Source organism: Neobacillus cucumis (assembly GCF_023715505.1).
Window position 1 is genome coordinate 67,711 of record NZ_JAMBOH010000006.1, and the last position, 18,405, is coordinate 86,115.

The 18,405-nt window shown below is 37.1% G+C and carries 15 protein-coding genes; 13 read left to right on the forward strand and 2 right to left on the reverse strand.

The annotated features are described in order from the left end of the window. The first annotated feature begins 187 nt into the window (after positions 1–187). Positions 188–1,519: a GntT/GntP/DsdX family permease gene (locus M3226_RS11055; RefSeq protein ID WP_251565261.1), complete on the forward strand. Its 1,332-nt coding sequence runs from the start codon at positions 188–190 to the stop codon at positions 1,517–1,519. Between the two features lie 47 nt (positions 1,520–1,566). Here M3226_RS11055 and M3226_RS11060 read toward each other — a convergent pair whose 3' ends face one another. Then, positions 1,567–2,412: a MurR/RpiR family transcriptional regulator gene (locus M3226_RS11060; protein WP_251565263.1), complete on the reverse strand. Its 846-nt coding sequence runs from the start codon at positions 2,410–2,412 to the stop codon at positions 1,567–1,569. A gap of 148 nt (positions 2,413–2,560) precedes the next feature. Between M3226_RS11060 and gnd the strand changes: the two genes are divergently transcribed. Next, positions 2,561–3,457: a phosphogluconate dehydrogenase (NAD(+)-dependent, decarboxylating) gene (gene gnd / locus M3226_RS11065; RefSeq protein ID WP_251565265.1), complete on the forward strand. Its 897-nt coding sequence runs from the start codon at positions 2,561–2,563 to the stop codon at positions 3,455–3,457. A 61-nt stretch (positions 3,458–3,518) separates the two neighbouring features. Here the strand turns inward: gnd and gntK are convergent, their stop codons facing one another. After that, entirely contained in the window at positions 3,519–5,063 is a 1,545-nt protein-coding gene (gntK, locus tag M3226_RS11070; RefSeq protein ID WP_251565267.1) for a gluconokinase, read from the reverse strand. 366 nt (positions 5,064–5,429) lie between these two features. Here gntK and M3226_RS11075 point away from each other — a divergent pair, with 366 nt between their 5' ends. The 11 genes from M3226_RS11075 (at position 5,430) to M3226_RS11125 (ending at position 18,399) form a co-directional block, all read left to right on the forward strand. Then, positions 5,430–5,777 carry a YrdB family protein gene (locus M3226_RS11075; RefSeq protein ID WP_251565269.1) on the forward strand — a complete coding sequence of 116 codons (348 nt, stop codon included), beginning with the start codon at positions 5,430–5,432 and terminating at the stop codon, positions 5,775–5,777. Between the two features lie 117 nt (positions 5,778–5,894). Continuing rightward, positions 5,895–6,656: a threonine/serine exporter family protein gene (locus M3226_RS11080; RefSeq protein WP_251565271.1), complete on the forward strand. Its 762-nt coding sequence runs from the start codon at positions 5,895–5,897 to the stop codon at positions 6,654–6,656. A gap of 17 nt (positions 6,657–6,673) precedes the next feature. After that, positions 6,674–7,105 (forward strand): threonine/serine exporter family protein, encoded by a 432-nt coding sequence (locus tag M3226_RS11085; RefSeq protein ID WP_251565273.1) that lies wholly within the window; start codon positions 6,674–6,676, stop codon positions 7,103–7,105. A 207-nt stretch (positions 7,106–7,312) separates the two neighbouring features. Further along, positions 7,313–8,062 carry a C39 family peptidase gene (locus tag M3226_RS11090; RefSeq protein WP_251565275.1) on the forward strand — a complete coding sequence of 250 codons (750 nt, stop codon included), beginning with the start codon at positions 7,313–7,315 and terminating at the stop codon, positions 8,060–8,062. Positions 8,063–8,837: 775 nt separating this feature from the next. Beyond that, the gene (locus M3226_RS11095) at positions 8,838–10,253 is read left to right on the forward strand and encodes an amino acid permease (RefSeq protein ID WP_251565277.1); all 1,416 of its coding nucleotides are present in this window, start codon (positions 8,838–8,840) and stop codon (positions 10,251–10,253) included. 177 nt (positions 10,254–10,430) lie between these two features. After that, complete coding sequence (locus M3226_RS11100; protein WP_251565279.1) at positions 10,431–11,669, forward strand: ATP-binding protein; 1,239 nt, start codon at positions 10,431–10,433, stop codon at positions 11,667–11,669. A 224-nt stretch (positions 11,670–11,893) separates the two neighbouring features. Next, entirely contained in the window at positions 11,894–13,090 is a 1,197-nt protein-coding gene (locus tag M3226_RS11105) for an HD-GYP domain-containing protein (protein ID WP_251565281.1), read from the forward strand. Positions 13,091–13,242: 152 nt separating this feature from the next. Further along, complete coding sequence (locus tag M3226_RS11110; RefSeq protein WP_251565283.1) at positions 13,243–14,430, forward strand: hypothetical protein; 1,188 nt, start codon at positions 13,243–13,245, stop codon at positions 14,428–14,430. A 147-nt stretch (positions 14,431–14,577) separates the two neighbouring features. Next, on the forward strand, positions 14,578–15,663 hold the full coding sequence (locus tag M3226_RS11115; RefSeq protein ID WP_251565285.1) for a hypothetical protein: 1,086 nt from the start codon (positions 14,578–14,580) through the stop codon (positions 15,661–15,663). Next, entirely contained in the window at positions 15,650–17,839 is a 2,190-nt protein-coding gene (locus tag M3226_RS11120; protein WP_251565287.1) for a molybdopterin oxidoreductase family protein, read from the forward strand. The genes M3226_RS11115 and M3226_RS11120 overlap by 14 nt, the downstream gene beginning before the upstream one ends. Continuing rightward, complete coding sequence (locus M3226_RS11125; protein WP_251565289.1) at positions 17,839–18,399, forward strand: 4Fe-4S dicluster domain-containing protein; 561 nt, start codon at positions 17,839–17,841, stop codon at positions 18,397–18,399. The genes M3226_RS11120 and M3226_RS11125 overlap by 1 nt, the downstream gene beginning before the upstream one ends. The last annotated feature ends 6 nt before the right edge of the window (positions 18,400–18,405 follow it).

Here is an 18,405-nt window from a genome sequence, read left to right on the forward strand (position 1 = left end):
CGGAAGGGCCTCTTAAATTATTTTGTTGTGGAAAATGAAAAAAATATTTTGTTTAGCAAGTAAACAAAATATTTTTTCAAAATAAATGTTGAAATAAAAAATTTTTTTTCGTATAATCATTTTTGTTGGAAGTGCTTTCATGGTAATTCTACAAAAATCGATTAAAACTTAGAGGGGTGGCAATCAAATGAATGCCTATTTATTATTCATAACACTTGTTTCAATTGTTATTGTTATTTTGGGAGTTTCATTGTTTAAGTGGCATGCGTTTATTAGTTTAACAGTAGCAGGATTATTCTTGGCGATTATGTCAGGATTAGGATTAGATAAAATTGTTGCCGCTTATGAAACAGGAGTCGGCGGTACATTAGGGCACTTAGTCGGTATCTTGGCTTTGGGAACAATTCTAGGAAAAATGTTGTCTGAATCTGGAGCAGGTTTACAAATAGCTAATTTCTTCATAAAAGTATTTGGTGAGAAGAAACTGCCTTGGGCCATGTTTCTTTCAGGGTTCGTCATTGGGATCCCGGTCTTCTTTGAAGTCGGAATTTTAATTTTATTACCGCTTGTTATTTCAATTCAAAAAGCATCTAAGCAAAATATCTTATTAATTGGATTACCGGCGATTGCAGGTTTATCGATTGTACACGGACTTGTCCCTCCGCACCCTGGTGCAATTGCGGCTATAGGGCTTTATGGGGCAAACCTTGGTAAGGTATTACTTTACTCATTAATCATTGCGATTCCGGCGGGAATCATCGGCGGACCATTATTTGCTAAATTTATCAACAAGCGTGTCGTACCGGTTGGTGAACCAGAATTAGTACGTGTTGATGACAATAAAGACAAAAAGTCATTACCAAGTGTAGGTGTATCTTTCCTTACTATCTTAATGCCAGTTATCTTAATGGTTTTAGGAACAGCCGCACCGTATTTACCTGTACCAGCTGGTTTTGAGAAGTTCTTAGTATTTATCGGTAGTCCAATCATTGCGTTATTGATTTCATGTTTCTTTGCCTTTTATTTCTTAGGCTTCCGTCAGGGAATCGATAAAAACACAATTAAGAATTTCACAGAGGAATGTATTTTACCAGTTGGTTCTATTCTATTAATAATCGGTGCCGGCGGTGGATTTAAACAGATCCTTATTGAAAGCGGAGTAGCGAAGGTTATTGCGTCTATGTCTGAAGGAATGTCATTATCTCCACTTGTATTAGCCTTCTTAATTGCCGGTTTAATTCGAATTGCAACTGGTTCGGCAACGGTATCTTTAACAACTGCTGCTGGAATTGTGGCACCAATCGTAGCTAATATGTCAGGTGTTAATTTAGAATTACTTGTTATCGCCACAGGAGCAGGTTCGTTAATGTTTTCTCATGTTAACGATGCAGGTTTCTGGATGGTGAAAGAATATTTGGGTCTTTCCATTCAAGAAACATTTAAAACGTGGACTGTACTGGAAACGATTTTATCCTTCATTGCATTTGCAGGTGCACTTATTCTTAATATTTTTGTATAAAAATAGGAGGATGGCCTTATTAGGTCATCCTCTCTCTATATCTATATTTATATTCTTGTATCAGAAATCGCTTCTCTTACTTTTCCAAGTGAGTGTTTTGCTTTTTCTTTATTGAGGACCATTATATTTACATAAAGTGCGTCTATAAGACTTAATTGAGCAATCCTGGATGAGAGGGCCTCCGAACGGTATTCTGTTTCTTCAGAACTCGTATATAGAGCTACATCAGAATACTGACAAATGGGCGATTTTGGATAACTAGTAATGCCGATCGTTTTTGCCCCATTTTTTTTAGCGGTCTTTAATATATTTAGGGTGTCTTTATTTGTCCCTGAGTGGGAGATCACTACTGCAACATCATTTTCTCTTAATTGAGATGCCGACATGAGTTGAAAATGGGTATCTATAAATGCAAACGCTTTAATTCCTGTGCGTACAAATTTATGAAAAGCGTCCATTGCTACTACATTTGATCCGCCAGTACCATAAAATTCAACCCGGGTGGCCTTCATTAGCAGACTAACAGCATTTTGAATGGAATCGCTGTCAAGGATCTGTAAGGTGTTTTCTAATGTTCTAATATTTGAATGAAAAATCTTATCAGCTACTGTTTTTTCATTATCGTTTTCATTGATCTCCTCATGAATCTGCTGTATGGGTTCGATAATTTCGGAAGCAAGAGCGATTTTCATTGCTTGATAACCTTTAAAACCTATCCGCTTGCAAAAGCGAAATACCGTCGCATCCGCCACTTGCAAATCTTCGGCGACTTCATTAATTGTATTATGGATAATTTTTTCAGGATTTTTTAAAATATAATCTGCAACTTTTTTTTCTTTTTCACTTAGACGTGCGTAATAAGAGCGAATCTTTCCCAAACAGTTTTGTGCCATAAAGTGATGTCCTCTCTATAAAAAATCATATCTTAAGTATAGCATGAAATTATCTGAAAAAATATTTTTTCACGTATAATTTGATTTAGGAAATAAATTTTCATATAATAAAATTATCAAGAAAAAATTATTTCGGAGGTTTTTCCAAATGCAGATCGGTTTAATAGGACTAGGAAAAATGGGGTATAATCTTGCACTAAATATGATGGAAAATAAACATAATGTAGTTGCATTTGATGTAAATAAGGAAGCTGTTAAAAAAATCAGCGGAGAGGGAGCAGTTGGGGCTGAGTCTATTTCGGCTCTGGTAAAAAAACTTTCCACTCCTAGAATCGTTTGGGTGATGGTTCCATCAGGTTCAATCACTGAACAAGTGGTGGAGGAGCTAAAGGACGAGCTGGTCGAAGGGGATATCGTAATTGATGGAGGGAATTCTCACTATAAAGATTCCATTCAGAGAGGCAAGGAACTTGCAGAAAAAGGCATACATTTCTTCGATGCAGGTACGAGCGGCGGTATGGCTGGAGCAAGGGAAGGAGCCTGCATGATGGTTGGCGGAGATAGGGAGGTCTTCAGCGTGATTGAACCAGTTTTCCGTGATATTAATGTAGAAAATGGTTACTTGTATGCCGGCAAGATCGGCAGCGGCCATTTCTTAAAGATGATTCATAATGGAATTGAGTATGGAATGATGCAGGCAATTGCGGAAGGGTTTGAAGTTTTGGAAAAAAGTGATTTTGATTTTGATTATGAAAAGGTTGCGCGGGTTTGGAATAATGGTTCCGTTATCCGCTCATGGCTGATGGAACTAACGGAAAACGCATTTTCTAAAGATCCTAAACTTGATTCTATTAAAGGAATCATGCATTCTTCAGGAGAAGGTAAATGGACAATTGAAACTGCTCTTGAACTTCAAACAGCAATGCCTGTTACTGCTTTGTCACTGATGATGAGATATCGTTCACTCGATGAAGATACCTTTACAGGTAAAGTTGTTGCTGCTTTAAGAAATGAATTTGGTGGACATGCAGTAGAGAAAAAATAATCATAAGTTAGTAAAAAAGCATCCGTACATTTCAGCCGGATGCTTTCTTTTATTTGAGTTGTTATTTTACCCACTTCTCTTGGAAACTTGTAATAGGGCCATATTCATTTTCTAAAACCCGTGAGACACGGATATAGATAGGTGTTAAGTCATTATAAATTTCTACATTACTTTCGATTGGCTGATGGGCATGGGTTGAACCAACTAGTTCAGACATAATTGAAAAATCCTCAATTTCCCCAAGAGCATACATACCTAGAACGACTGCACCCAGACATGAGCTTTCAAAGCTTTCTGGGACCACAACCTCCTGGTTGAAAATATCTGCCATCATCTGACGCCATAATTCAGACCGTGCAAAACCGCCTGTTGCTTGAATTTTGGTGGGCACTCCAATAACTTCCTGAAGCGCGAGTAAGACAGAATATAAATTTAAGATTACACCTTCGAGTACAGCGCGAATCATATGCTCTTTTTTGTGATGAAGTCCAAGACCGAAAAAGGATCCTCTTGCATGGGCATTCCAAAGTGGCGCGCGTTCACCGGCTAAATAAGGATGAAAAATAAGGCCATCAGCACCTGGAGCAACCCTTGAGGCGATCTTGGTTAATACTTCATAAGGATCAATTCCCAAGCGCTTAGCAGTTTCCACTTCGGCTGATGCCAACTGGTCACGCACCCACCGGAAGGTCATGCCGCCGTTGTTCACCGGGCCGCCAACAACCCAGTGTTTTTCTGTTAGCGCATAGCAAAAAATTCTTCCTTTTGGATCCGTAACCGGTCGATCCGTCACAGTCCGGATGGCACCGCTTGTCCCAATCGTAACAGCAACTACACCAGGGTCTATGGCATTTACTCCTAAATTGGAAAGAACACCATCGCTAGCCCCTACTACAAAAGGCGTTTCTATAGATAGTCCTAGTTCTTTGGCAAACTCCTCTTTTAAGCCTGTTAAATAGTAGGTAGTTGGGACAGGATCGGCTAGTTTATCACCGGTAATCCCAGCTACTTCTAGGGCTTCAGCATCCCAAGCAAGCTCTTTTAGGTTAAACATTCCTGTTGCCGATGCAATGGAATAGTCAACAACATATTTGCCAAATAACTTATGAAATATATATTCCTTAATCCCGATGAATTTATTTGTCTGATTGAAGAGTTCAGGCTCGTCGTGGCGCAGCCATGTAATTTTACTTAATGGTGACATCGGATGAATCGGTGTTCCTGTCCTTCGATAAATAGCGAGTCCATTTAGTTCGTTTTTAATCGTTTCAGCCCAGGCAGTTGCCCGGCTGTCTGCCCAAGTTATACAGCGGGTAAGCGGTTTATCTTCGTCACTCATGGCAATGACACTATGCATTGCGGAACTAAATGAGACAAGTTTAATTTTCTGGGAATCGATTTCCCCCTTCTTGACCGCCATTTTAATGGTTTCCACCACCGCCCGAAATATTTCTTCCGGGTCTTGCTCGGCAATTGATGGGGTTGGGCTATATAGTGGATATTCGACATGGTGCATACTAATGACCGTTCCTTTATCTCTATAAAGAACTGTCTTAGTACTAGTGGTTCCAATATCTACGCCAAGGTAGTAAGATAAGTTATTCATTAGACAATCTCCTTCAATATTAAGTAGAAGTTTTTGACTGAAGAAAAAATTCTTCTAAATAATAAATAATATGAAAAAATATTTCTTATATCATAATTGTACCTGAAATAATTATTGTTTTGAAACTTTTTTGACTTTAAAATTGAATTAAATAAGCAGTCGAAATACTTCTAAAGATTAACTATCTTCATTTTTTGTTCAAAATGAAATTTATATGTGCGATGGAAGGAATAATTCACCTAAAATTTCCATATTATTTTTGGATTTTATTGCCGCACAAGCGGCGCTTGCATTTTGGGAAGAACAAAGGGCTGAACCTATTTTAATAAAGCAATTGACAGAATATTTAAGTAAAAAAGGGTGTGGATGGAGAATATGGAAGTCATCAAACAATTGAATCTAGGAGTCCGCTTTTTGCTTGAGATTTTGGCTTTAATAATTCTAGGTTACTGGGGATTTAAAACACAACATGGTACCATTTTAAAGGTAGTGATTGGTATTGGAGCACCGCTGTTGCTCGCAGTAATCTGGGGGATGTTTGGAGCACCTAAAGCACAGTTTGGATTAAGGGGATTTCCCTTTCTTTTCTTAGAACTTATCGTTTTTGGATTGCCCTTTCTTGCCTTGCTTGTGACTGAAAAAACAACACTTGCTTCCCTTTATGGGGTAGTGGTAATCTTGAATCTAGTGTTTATAAAAATCTGGAAACAATAATACGAACAGGCAGCCTTCCTAGTGATAAGGCTGCTTGTTATATTTGGCGTGATTGCTTCAAACACTTCTTTTGATTTAAACTAAATATTAAATGTTGAAACACGTGGTGAGTATTAGATGGACAAAATGGTTGAACAGACATATGAAATCATGGAGGTTTGTTTGCTTGCAGGGAAGATTATGCTTCAAAGCGGCGGAGAAACCTATCGCGTGGAAGATACCATGATGCGGATCGCTGCTTCCTTTGGGATTGAAAAATCACATAGTTATGTCACTCCAACAGGAATCATTTTCTCAGCAGAAGGATCGGAACCCACTAAAACTAAACTTATCCGAATATCTGAACGGTCAACTGATTTGAAAAAGGTAGCGATGGTGAATAGTATTTCTCGGAGTATTAGCAGCGGGGAATTGGACTTGAACGAAGCTTTGAACAAATTAAAGGATATTGAAGACCTTAATGTTACTTTCCCCATGCGATACCAAGTAGCAGCAGCTTCAATAGCCAGTGGTTGTTTTATGATCATGTTTAACGGCGGCTGGAATGATTTTATTCCTGCAATGATATCTGGTGGAGCAGGATATGTAAGCTTTATTGCTTTTCATCGCTTTGTTCCGATTAAGTTCTTTTCGGAGTTTTTAGCTTCATTTGTAATTGGGTTACTATCATTATTATTTGTTAGGATCGGCTTGGGGCATAAATTAGATACGATTATCATTGGCTCAGTCATGACATTAGTTCCGGGGCTTTTAGTGACCAATGCCATCCGTGACTTAATGGCCGGCCATTTGGTTTCAGGTCTGTCAAAAGGGGCTGAAGCCTTTCTGACGGCGTTTGCGATTGGGGCCGGAATTGCGTTTGTATTATCATTTTTATAGCGTGGTGGTGAACGAGAATGGACATTCTTTCGCAGGCTATTACCAGTTTCCTGGCTACAGCAGCATTTGGGATACTCTTTAATGCCCCAAAAGAATCCTTAATAAAATGCGGCATAATCGGGATGGGCGGATGGTTAATTTATTTTCTTCTCGAAGGTTATAACCATGATCCAATAGTAGCGACATTGGCTGCAACAATTTTTATTGCAGTCCTCAGCCAAGAAATGGCGAAGATCTATAAGATGCCGGTGATTATTTTTAGTGTTGCCGGCATTATTCCATTAGTCCCTGGCGGTTTGGCGTATGATGCGATGAGAAATATTGTGGAAAATAACTATAACAATGCAATTGCCCTCTCAGCGAGAGTGCTCATGCTGGCAGGTACAATTGCCTTTGGATTAGTTTTTTCAGAGGTTATTAATCAGATTGTTAAAAAAATTAAACATTAGGAAGCATGGGGACGGTTCTTCTGCGTCAGAAGAACCGTCCCCATGCATCCCTTTTTTTAAGGAAAAATTAAGAAAAAGCAATTATGATTAAATTTGGTAAAGTTTTACCTTTAAACAATAAGTATACTTTGATAATGTAATATAATAGTATCTTACTAATTTTTACATGATCAGCAAAGAATCTAACAAGGAATGGTTTATCTGCTTATGAAAAAATTTCTGATTGTCATAGTGATTCTCTCAATTTCCATTTTGGGGGCCAAAACGATTTTTGCGGTCATGTCTGAGCGGCAAGCATCTGCAAAGACATTGGAGGCTGCTCCCTTAAAAACAAGAGAAGTAGTTCTTCAGGCGAAGGTAGCTCCCAGCTTACCAGATAGCATTAAACTGGATGTGCCTTTAATTATGCAAATGGATCAACCGCTTCTTTACAACGGCTGTGAGGTAACAAGCCTTGCGATGATTCTTAATTATTCTGGTGTAAAGGTAACGAAAAATGAGTTAGCTAATAATATTAAAACAGTCCCGTTAACCTATAGTAATGGCCAAAAAGGAAATCCTAATGTTGGGTTTGTTGGAGATATGGCACATGGACCTGGGCTTGGAGTATATAATGGGCCTGTTTTTGAACTAACAAAGAAATATGTCGGCGATCGAGCAGTAAATTTAACGGATAAACCATTTACTGATATTTTAAAAGAGGTGGGACAGGGGCGTCCTGTCTGGATAATTACCACGTCGAGCTTCGCTCCAATCTCTGTTTTTCAAACATGGGATACACCCCAAGGTAAAATTAAAATCACCTTTAGCGAACATAGTGTTGCTATAACTGGATATGATGAAAATTATATTTATATTAATGATCCATATGGTGGAAAAAATAAAAAATTAAACCGTGAAAGTTTCATTAAGGCTTGGGAGCAAATGGGCAAGCAAGCAATCGTTATAAAAGGTTAAAAAATGTCCTGTATTTTGAGTACAGGACATTTTTCTATAGGTGAAATTGGGCGAAGGCAGAGGGAATATCCCCTCTGCCTTCTTTTAAAGAAGATTCATTTAGTTAGAATCTAGTGTAACTTGTTAATGGGTGTTGTCATTATTATCAGCTATTGCAAGGTAAAAATTCCATTTATTGTAATTGTTTAATAAAAACAAGTTTGCCGCGGTTATTCTTCCACCTGATGGTTTTATACCTAAACGACGTAAGCCCTACCTCTCTTACATCCTAACGGCTCCGAAGCCGATCCAGTGTGAATAAGTTTTTATCTTAAAACATAAGCAGAATGCCAGAAAAAAATTCTTACATTGCATTAATCTTATCTATTACAAGTTACTCTTTATTTTTGGGGCACAAAAATTAATAATACACTGTTTCATCCACCATGTCAAGGGGTGCTGGCGGCGTAATTGTTTTTTGTTTTTATTTAATAAGTTACCAAGCCCACTTGATATGCTTAACTGGTAAGAGTTAACCGTTTTTTTTTTTTTTTGTTTTTTAAAAATACAATAATTACTTTCTTGAGATAATGAAATAAAAAAGTAAAACTATCGGTTTTAGTGAAAAATAAGCTATATTAATTAATTTGATTGGGATTTTTTGAATTGGAACTATTTTGAAATAGTTTATTTTTTGAAAAAATATTGCTTTTTCTGAAAAATGATTATATTATTTCAAATATAAGTTTTAATTACTTTTCAGAAATTTTAGAAATAAAACCCAGGGGGTTATATAATGGATTTATTTAGAAAGAAGTCAATCCAACAGCTTATACAAGACGTTGGTCAAAAGGATATAACATTAAAAAAGGAGTTAGGAGCATTTGATTTATCAATGCTCGGCATAGGGGCTATTATCGGTACAGGCATATTTGTTCTTACAGGAGTAGTAGCTGCTGAGCATGCGGGTCCCGCAATAATACTATCCTTTATCTTATCAGGATTAGCCTGTGTATTTGCAGCACTATGTTATGCAGAATTTGCCTCAACGGTCCCGGTGTCCGGTAGTGCCTATACCTACAGCTATGCGACCTTTGGTGAAATCATAGCTTGGATATTGGGCTGGGATCTAATTCTCGAATATGGGCTTGCCTCATCTGCTGTAGCGAGCGGTTGGTCCGGCTATTTTCAAGGATTGTTAGCAGGCTTCGGAATTCACTTTCCTAAAGCAATTACCAGTGCTTATAATCCTGCAAATGGAACTTATATTGATGTTCCAGCGATCTTAATTGTTTTCATTATCACAATGCTACTAACACAAGGTGTAAAAAAATCAGCTCGATTAAATTCTATTATGGTTATTATTAAGCTTGCAGTTGTAGTATTATTTATCGCTGTTGGAGTATGGTATGTAAAACCAGGTAATTGGACTCCGTTTATGCCGTTTGGATTCTCTGGTGTGACAACTGGAGCAGCTACTGTCTTCTTTGCTTACATTGGTTTTGACGCTGTTTCTACAGCGGCAGAAGAAGTGAAAAATCCACAAAAAAATATGCCGATTGGTATTATTGCCTCTCTATTAGTTTGTACGGTTTTATATATCGTGGTATCTGCCATTTTAACTGGGATTGTTCCTTATCAACAGCTAGGAGTTAAAAATCCCGTGGCTTTTGCTCTTAACTATATTCACCAGGATTGGGTAGCAGGTTTCATCTCTCTAGGAGCAATTGCCGGTATCACTACAGTATTATTAGTTATGGTTTATGGACAAACACGTTTATTCTATGCAATCAGTCGTGATGGATTACTGCCAAAGGTATTTTCTAAGGTAGATAAAAAGAAGCAAACACCAATGATAAATTCTTGGATCACATGTATTTTAGTATCAATCTTCGCAGGATTAGTTCCGTTAGGAAGACTTGCGGAGTTGGTAAATATCGGTACTTTATTTGCCTTTATGACAGTTTCAATTGGGATATTGTATTTGCGTAAAAACAAGCAGGCTCCAAAAACTGGGTTCCTTGTACCATTTGTACCATATATTCCGATACTTGCTTTCTTATTCTGTGGATATTTAGCGTTTCAGCTTCCAGCTTTATCATGGATCAGTTTCACTGTTTGGTTAGTAATTGGATTATTTGTTTACTTCGGATACGGACGTAGACATTCAACACTAAATGATAACGCTGGACGAATAGAGAAAGCCAGCTAGTCAATTGGAAAAAGAACTTGCTTTGGGGCAAGTTCTTTTTTGTTGTAATTTTTCATCGAATATTGTCGAAGATCATCGAGAAAGCAAAAATATTGTCATTTGGATTCGTGAAAGATGGTAGAATAGGAGTAGAGAACTAGTTTGATCTTATTATTTAAATATTAAGGAGTTAGCTATATGAAAAAAGGTAGCAATAATCTTAGATTATATGCTGAAGAAAAAAAAGCGGTAATCCTTTTTTTATGTTTATTTAACCTGCTTTTTTATGTTTGGGATGTGTATTACTACTATATTAGGTTATACATTGGTGGCAGTGTTGAAGTTTCAAGAGGTGGTTTAGGACTATCTTTATATTTTTTAATGTTGTTGCCCCTTTTTTTGGCTGTTTATCAATTAAAAAAAGGGAAGATTTTCTTAATTAAATATCAATATTTAACTGCCTTCCTAATGATTGATATTATAGATAACTTAATTAGGTATATTGGAACAAATCATCATTTTGCAACTGGGAATATAGTAGAGGTCCTCTGTATTCTATTTGCCCCTATATTTGTAAATAAGAAATACTTTTGGTTTACTGCTGTAGGAATCATTGGGAAATATATATTAATGGGTCTAATCCTGCAGGATATTAATGTTGTTTTTCCCATATTACTTTACTTAATTTTATCAGGAATTGCTCTAACTGTTTTGGTAAGATTTTATTCTTACATTCATTCGTTAACTGATGTTTACGAGGAACTAAAGAAAAAGGAGAAACTCGCGGTGATTGGTCAAATGGCAGCAGCTATTGGTCATGAAATTCGGAACCCTCTGGCAGCATTAAAAGGATTTACTCAGTTCCAGCAGGAAAACTATCCGAATACTAATAACTATTTTCCAATTATGATTGAAGAAATTGACCGCATAAACTCAATTGTTGATGATCTTATGTATATAGGGAAACCAAAAAAAATTAAATTTGAAAAGGCAAGCATTGAGGAAATTATTGCCTATACCCTATCGATTACCCAGCAGCAGGCTGAAAGACAGGGTGTAACTGTCGAAACAATTATTGCTGGCCCATTGCCCCCGCTTGATTGTGAAGAAAAACAACTAAAACAAGTTTTTATTAATCTAATAAAAAATGCAATTGAATCGATGCCTGAAGGCGGTAGGATTCAAATCCAAGTAAAAGTTATTGAAAAACATCATAAATTATTAATATCAATTAAGGATGAAGGTGTGGGTATTGCGAATGAGAATATTCTGAATCTTGGTGAACCTTTTTTTACTACCAAAAAGGATGGAACAGGGTTGGGCTTAATGGTTACCAACCAAATTATTAATGATCATCAAGGAGAAATTAAGATCGAAAGTGTCCTAAAAGAGGGAACAAAAGTGAATGTGATATTACCAATTATTCATAAAAGCTAAAGTTTGACTAAATATTCCAATAAATCCGAATAAAGGAGCAATTTCAACATTTTATTATAAAATTTTTCTATTTTATACATAAATCCATTGGATTTATTGTACTTTTATTAAAATAAATGTTTTATAATGTAGGAAAGTGTCGCAAAATTAGTTGTTTGTACTTAAAAATACTACTTACTACCTAAAAGGGGAATATTGTATGATCCTTTATGAGAGGTTTTAAAATGAAAAAACATATAATTGATCCAAATATTAGAAATGAAGAGACCCGCACTCTAAAGTGGTTTTTAGTTTTATTTTATATAATATCGATTGCTTTTGATATTATTTATTCTTTCATATCGAAAAATGGGCTTCATATTAAAAATACGCCTTATAATCTTATATATTGGATATATTTATTAATGTTTTTATTACTGCCAGTGGCACGCTATGCAATTAAAAAACAAAAATCATATTATATTAAATACATTTACTTTCTAACTTATACTTTTATTACCTTAATAAATGATGTAGTTACTTACGGTGGCCATCCTGAAAAATATCCTGGGGGTAGTGCCGTAGAAATTTTCTGGTTGTTGCTCTCAGCAATTTTCGTTAGTAAACCCTTTGTTATTGTAGTTTCAAGTGGAATTATATTGAAATATATTATAATTGGAATACTTATTAGTCCTCCAAACTTAGTGATAGGCCTTATATTAGCAGTCACACTTTCCATTTTTTCATTTATTTTATTATCAAGATTTCAATCTTATGTGAATGCAATAAAATCATCTTATGATGAACAATTAACTGGTCTTGTTAAAGGAGTAATTGCAACACTTGAACTTAAGGATCCATATACAAGAGGACATAGTGAACGTGTCGCAGGGTATGCACTAGAGCTAGCTAAAGCTACTCAAAAATATAAAGAAAAAGAACTAAAGGATTTTGAATTTGCTTGTTTACTTCATGATATTGGAAAGATTCACATCCCAGATCAAATATTAATGAAACCGTCTAGGCTAACTAATCAGGAGTATGAAATAATTAAATCCCACACAAATGTAGGTGCAGATGCTGTTTCAAAAGTGGTAGGTTTAAATAGTAGTATTGAAGTTATTCGCTCTCATCATGAACGATGGGATGGAAATGGTTACCCTGATCAGTTAAAAGGTGAGAAAATTCCATTTTTGGCACGGGTTGCTGCAATAGCAGACGCCTTTGATGCGATGACCTCGAATAGATCTTATCGAAATGCCTTGTCAGTTGATGAAGCTTACAAACGGATATTAGAGGGGATGGGCACCCAATTTGATCCAAAATTAGTTGATTTATTTAAACAGGTTTATCCAACATGGAAGGAAATCCATGAGAAATCTGCAAATGAGATTAGTGAAAAAGATATCTCTAATTTAGTTATCTCTAATTTAAGGAGGTGATATCCTTGAAGGTTCGGAAATTAAAAAAAATTAAAGTAACTAGTTTATGTTGGATATGTTGGTTTGGAGGAGGAGCATAAACAATAAAGGAGGGGTGCTAGCAAACGGCTTGCATCCTTCTTTGTTGGAATACAAGAGTGGTGGGGGATTAAATGGATATTACCCTTTTTTCATACCTTACATTAGTTCCTATCAATATTAGAGAAGAAAAAAAACACTTTATTGTTGAAGATATGAATTCCGGTGAGTTTTATGAAATGCCAAAGATTTGTATTGATGCAATTGACTTATTAAACAGTGGCCATTCATTAGGGGAGACCAAGCAGCATCTAGAGGAAAAGTTTCCGGAAGAAGAAGTAGACCTACTTGATTTTGTTGAACAGCTTTTAAGTCTCCAGCTGATTGCGATAATGGATGGAAAAGAGATTGTTCCTAAACAAAAGGAAAATAATAAAGAACATTTACGATTTTTGTGGATTTCACCTAAGGTGGGAAAGTTCTTTTTTAATAAGGTAGCACTGTTTTTTTATGTTATATTGTCCATTTTAAATGCGTTTCTACTAGTTTCCCACCCAAATCTTTTTCCTCATTACCAGGATTTATTTATTTCTAATTATATGGTTTTTAATATTATAGCTTTTCTTGTTCTAACTTTTTGCACGGTGTTAATCCATGAATTCGGTCATATATTGGCAATGCGGGCACAAAACCTTTCGACTAAACTAAATGTAGGACATCGACTGTTCTTATTAGTACTTGAGTCGGATATCTCCACAGTTTGGAAGCTGCCTTCTAAAGAACGTAATGTAATATATATTGCTGGCTTATGTTTTGATATGGTTATCCTATTTTTTGCTTTAATTAGTCAGCTCATTTTTGTAAGTGGATCAGGAATTTTCCTGAGATTAATGTCTGTAGTTGTATTAAATACATTTCTCCGCATTGTTTACCAATGCTGTATTTATATGAAAACCGATCTTTATTATGTATTTGAAAACCTCTCTGGTTGCCATAACATAATGGAGAACGCTCAACGATTGATTAGAAGATGGCTTCCGATAAAAAAAACACATGTTCATGAAGAAGTGGTTTTTACAGGTGAGAAGAAGACTGTCTTCACATATTCCATATTTTATTTATTGGGTGTTGTATTAACAGTAAGCATATACATTATCTTTTATATCCCGCAATTACTGTTTGCCTGGAAAAAAGTCCTACCTGGGTTTGCAAAAGGGTTCGGCTCCTATTCATTCTGGGACGCTACCCTATTTTCATTACAAATACTAATTGGACTAGCACTACTTCTCTACTCATGGCGAAAAAAATACTTAAAAAGATAATGTGACAAGAATTTGTCTAAAATAACTTTATTAGGGGTTTTTCCCCCGCATAATAGGGGATTTCCCTGATATAGATAACACATCCGTTTTTCTTACAATAAGAATAAGAAAAACGGATGTGTTATTTTTTTTGAGGAGGATCAAAAAATGCAATCAACCACTGTAGCAGCGACAAAAAAAGCGGGACGTTCGGTTAATGATGCCTTTGCTTCCCACTTTGCTAAATCCATGTTTTTAACCATCATCGGACTTGTCATTTTAACATTAATCGGAACAAGAATGTTTACACATATCGACTTAAACCTATACGGATACATGGTCGGAACCTTCGTCTTTATCGGTGGGTTCTTCTATCGCTTTATAGCATGGGGTGAAAGACCGCCAACCAAAATTATTATCAAAAAAGGCTTAAAACTGTTACTTAGGAAGAGCACACCAAAGACAGCTGTAAATCACTTAGCTATTTACGATTTCATTCGCAATCGGGGAATTTACCGATGGGTTCAGCATATTTTGATCGGCTGGGGCTGTGTGCTAGCATGTTTAGTTACTTTCCCACTGGTATTCAGCTGGATGTACTTCACGATGGAAGACAATGGGTACTACACAATCGTATTATTCGGAATGAACATCATGCATGTAAAAGCAGATGGAGCCATTGCTTGGATGTCCTATAATGCCCTAAATATTGCAGCGATCATGGTTACTACAGGCGTATGTATGGCGCTGCACCGCCGCTTGAAAAATATGCAGGCTAGAGCAGAACAAAAATTCATGTACGACTTCTTACCGCTTTATCTTTTGTTGTTTATTTCTGTTACAGGACTTTTATTAACTGTCCAAAATGTTCTTTTACATGGATGGATGCAGCCACAAATGTCGCTGATTCACCAATTTTCTGTGATCGTCACTTTAATTTACCTTCCATTCGGGAAATTAGCACATATACCATTCCGTCCAATGAGTGTATTTGCAAGAAACTACCGTGAACATTACGGAGAACAAGAAATGAAAAAATGTAAAGTGTGTGGAGATCACTTCGTATCAGTGGAACAATCAAACGATGTAAATCAGGTCTTGGGAGTAAATGAAATGGAATTTAATATGGCGGACGGCTTTAATTTAGCGGAATTGTGCTTACCATGCCGTCGTAAATATCGAATTGCAAGATTTTCGGGATTCGCAACGCACCAAGTGAAGGTTAAGGAGGCTAACCAGAATGCAAAGGGATAATTTTAGGAACGAAAGAGATAAATTCTTTAAAGATATTAAAAATCTAAATCATCCAAATGAAACATTAGTCAAAACACACTGCAGCTACTGTGCGATGCAATGCGGGATGAACTTAAGAGTAAATACAAAAACAAATAAAATTATCGGGGTTGAGCCTCGATATGATTGGCCAGTTACGCTTGGGAAGATGTGTCCTAAAGGTGTTACAGCTTACCAGCAGGTAAACAATCCAGATCGGATCTTAAAACCATTAATCCGTGATGACAAATCCTTAAAAGGTACGCAAGCTGGCTTTCGTGAAGCCAGCTGGGAAGAGGCTTATGACCTTATTGTAAAAAAATTCACCGAACTTCAAGCAGAATACGGAAAAGATACCGTGTCAGTATATAGCGGTGTTTCTATGACAAATGAAAAATGTTACCTAACTGGTAAGTTTGCGCGGGTAGGGCTGCAAACACGTTATATTGATTATAACGGGAGATTTTGTATGGCTAGTGCCGCAGGCGGTTTAAATCGTTCACTTGGTATTGATCGTGGATCCACAATTCCTTGGACAGATGTTCATGAAACAGACTGTATCTTCCTTGCAGGAAGCAATACAGCAGAATGTCATCCGACTTCCATGTTCCGTATATGGGCAGTTCAGGAAAGAGGCGGCTATGTAATTGTTGCAGACCCAAGGGAAACGCCAATCGCAAGAAGAGCCGATCTTCATCTTGATTTAAGACCTGGAACAGACTTAGCGCTTGCTATTGGAATTCTAAACTTGCTAATTCAAAATGGTCATGTGGATAAGGAATTTGTCAATAATCATACAAATGGTTTTGAAGAAACTAAAGAACTAGTAAAAGAATTTACGCCCGAATATACAAGTCAACTAACAGGTGTCGCTCCTGAGAAAATTATTCGTGCAGCTGAAATCTACGGAAAAGCACCCAATGCAATCGTAATGTTTGCAAGAGGAATTGAGCAGCAAATCAAAGGGGTAGATAATGTTTCTGCCTATACGAATATGGCTCTTGTTACAGGGAAAATCGGTCGTCCTAAGTCTGGGGTTGCTACAATTACTGGACAAGGAAATGGTCAAGGCGGTCGTGAGCATGGTCAAAAGGCGGATGCTCTACCAGGCTATCGAAAACTTGCTTATCCCGAACATGTTGAATATATCTCGAAAGTTTGGGGAATCCAACCGGAAGAAATGCCGAAAGAGGGTGTTTCAGCATACGAACTATTTGGCCTAATGGAACAAAAGACAATTCGTGCCTTATACCTTTTATGTTCAAATCCCGCAGTATCTGCACCAAATTTAAATTATGTTCGTGAACAAATGAAAAACTTAGATTTCATGGTATGTGTAGACTTTTATCTTTCGGAGTCTGCTGAATTTGCAGATGTGGTTCTTCCGACAACAACCTGGGCGGAAGACGAGGGGACAACAACCAATGTAGAAGGCCGCATTATTAAGATTAACCAAGCCCAAAAACCACTTGGTGAATCAAAACCGGATTGGCAGATCCAAATTGAAATTGCTGAGCGTATGGGCCGTGGGAAGTATTTTTCACACTTAAAATCTGCTAGGGATATCTTTGATGAACTTCGAGTGGCTTCTAAAGGCGGGACAGCCGATTATTACGGGGTAACATGGGAAAAGATTGAGAAACAAGATGGGGTATTCTGGCCATGTAAGGATGAAAATGACCCTGGTACACCGCATTTATTCTTAGATAAGAAATTCTATCACCCAGATGGAAAGGCAAAAATCTTTGCGTTACCTTACCGGCCGCCAGCAGAAGAGCCGGATCAAGAATTCCCGCTTCGTTTAACATCTGGCCGTGTTGTTTTTCACTATCTATCAGGTAATCAAACTAGAAGAATTCAATTCTTGCGGGATATGTGTCCGGAACCTTTTGTAGAACTACATCCTGAGACGGCACAAAAATACAATATCGAGCACGAAGAAAGAGTCCGCCTTTTTACAAGAAGAGGAGAGGCAGAATATAAAGTAAAAATCACAGAAGCAATTCGTAAAGATACAGTGTTTGTTCCATATCACTGGGGACATGAACAATCAATTAATCTTTTAACAATTGGAGCACTTGATCCAATTTCTAGGATGCCGGAATTCAAAGCTTGTGCAGCGCAGATACAAAAACTTACAAGAAGGGCGGTTCAGTAATGAAAAAGCGATTATATTTAGAACTTGAAAACTGTATAGGATGCCGTTCTTGTTTGGCTGCCTGCACGCAATGCGGCGGTCACGAAGTGCGGAACCGTAACTATGTTTACGACGTAAATCCTCTCGTCAACCGTCAAACCATGCCTCTCATGTGTCTTCACTGTGTGAATCCAGCATGTGCGAGAAGTTGTCCAGCACAAGCCATTCAAATTCACGAAACTGGAGCTGTTTTATCGGCTCTAGTAGAAAAGTGTATCGGCTGTCAAAACTGTACAATTGCTTGCCCTTACGGAATACCAAAGTTCGACACAGAGCAGAATTTAATGTATAAGTGTGACTTGTGTATCGACCGGTCAAAGGATGGAATTCCACCAATGTGTGCGAGCGTTTGCCCGTCAAATACATTACAATGGCTCACAGACGAGGAAATTGAAGCAAAGCAAAAGCAGTTTAACCTTGATAATGGCAAGTGGGTAACAAGCATGCCTTACTTAGAAGGCGAAACAAATGTTAAAGTGAATCTTCCTGGGATCCTTCAGGGCGTCACTAAATTGTTTTAGGAGGGA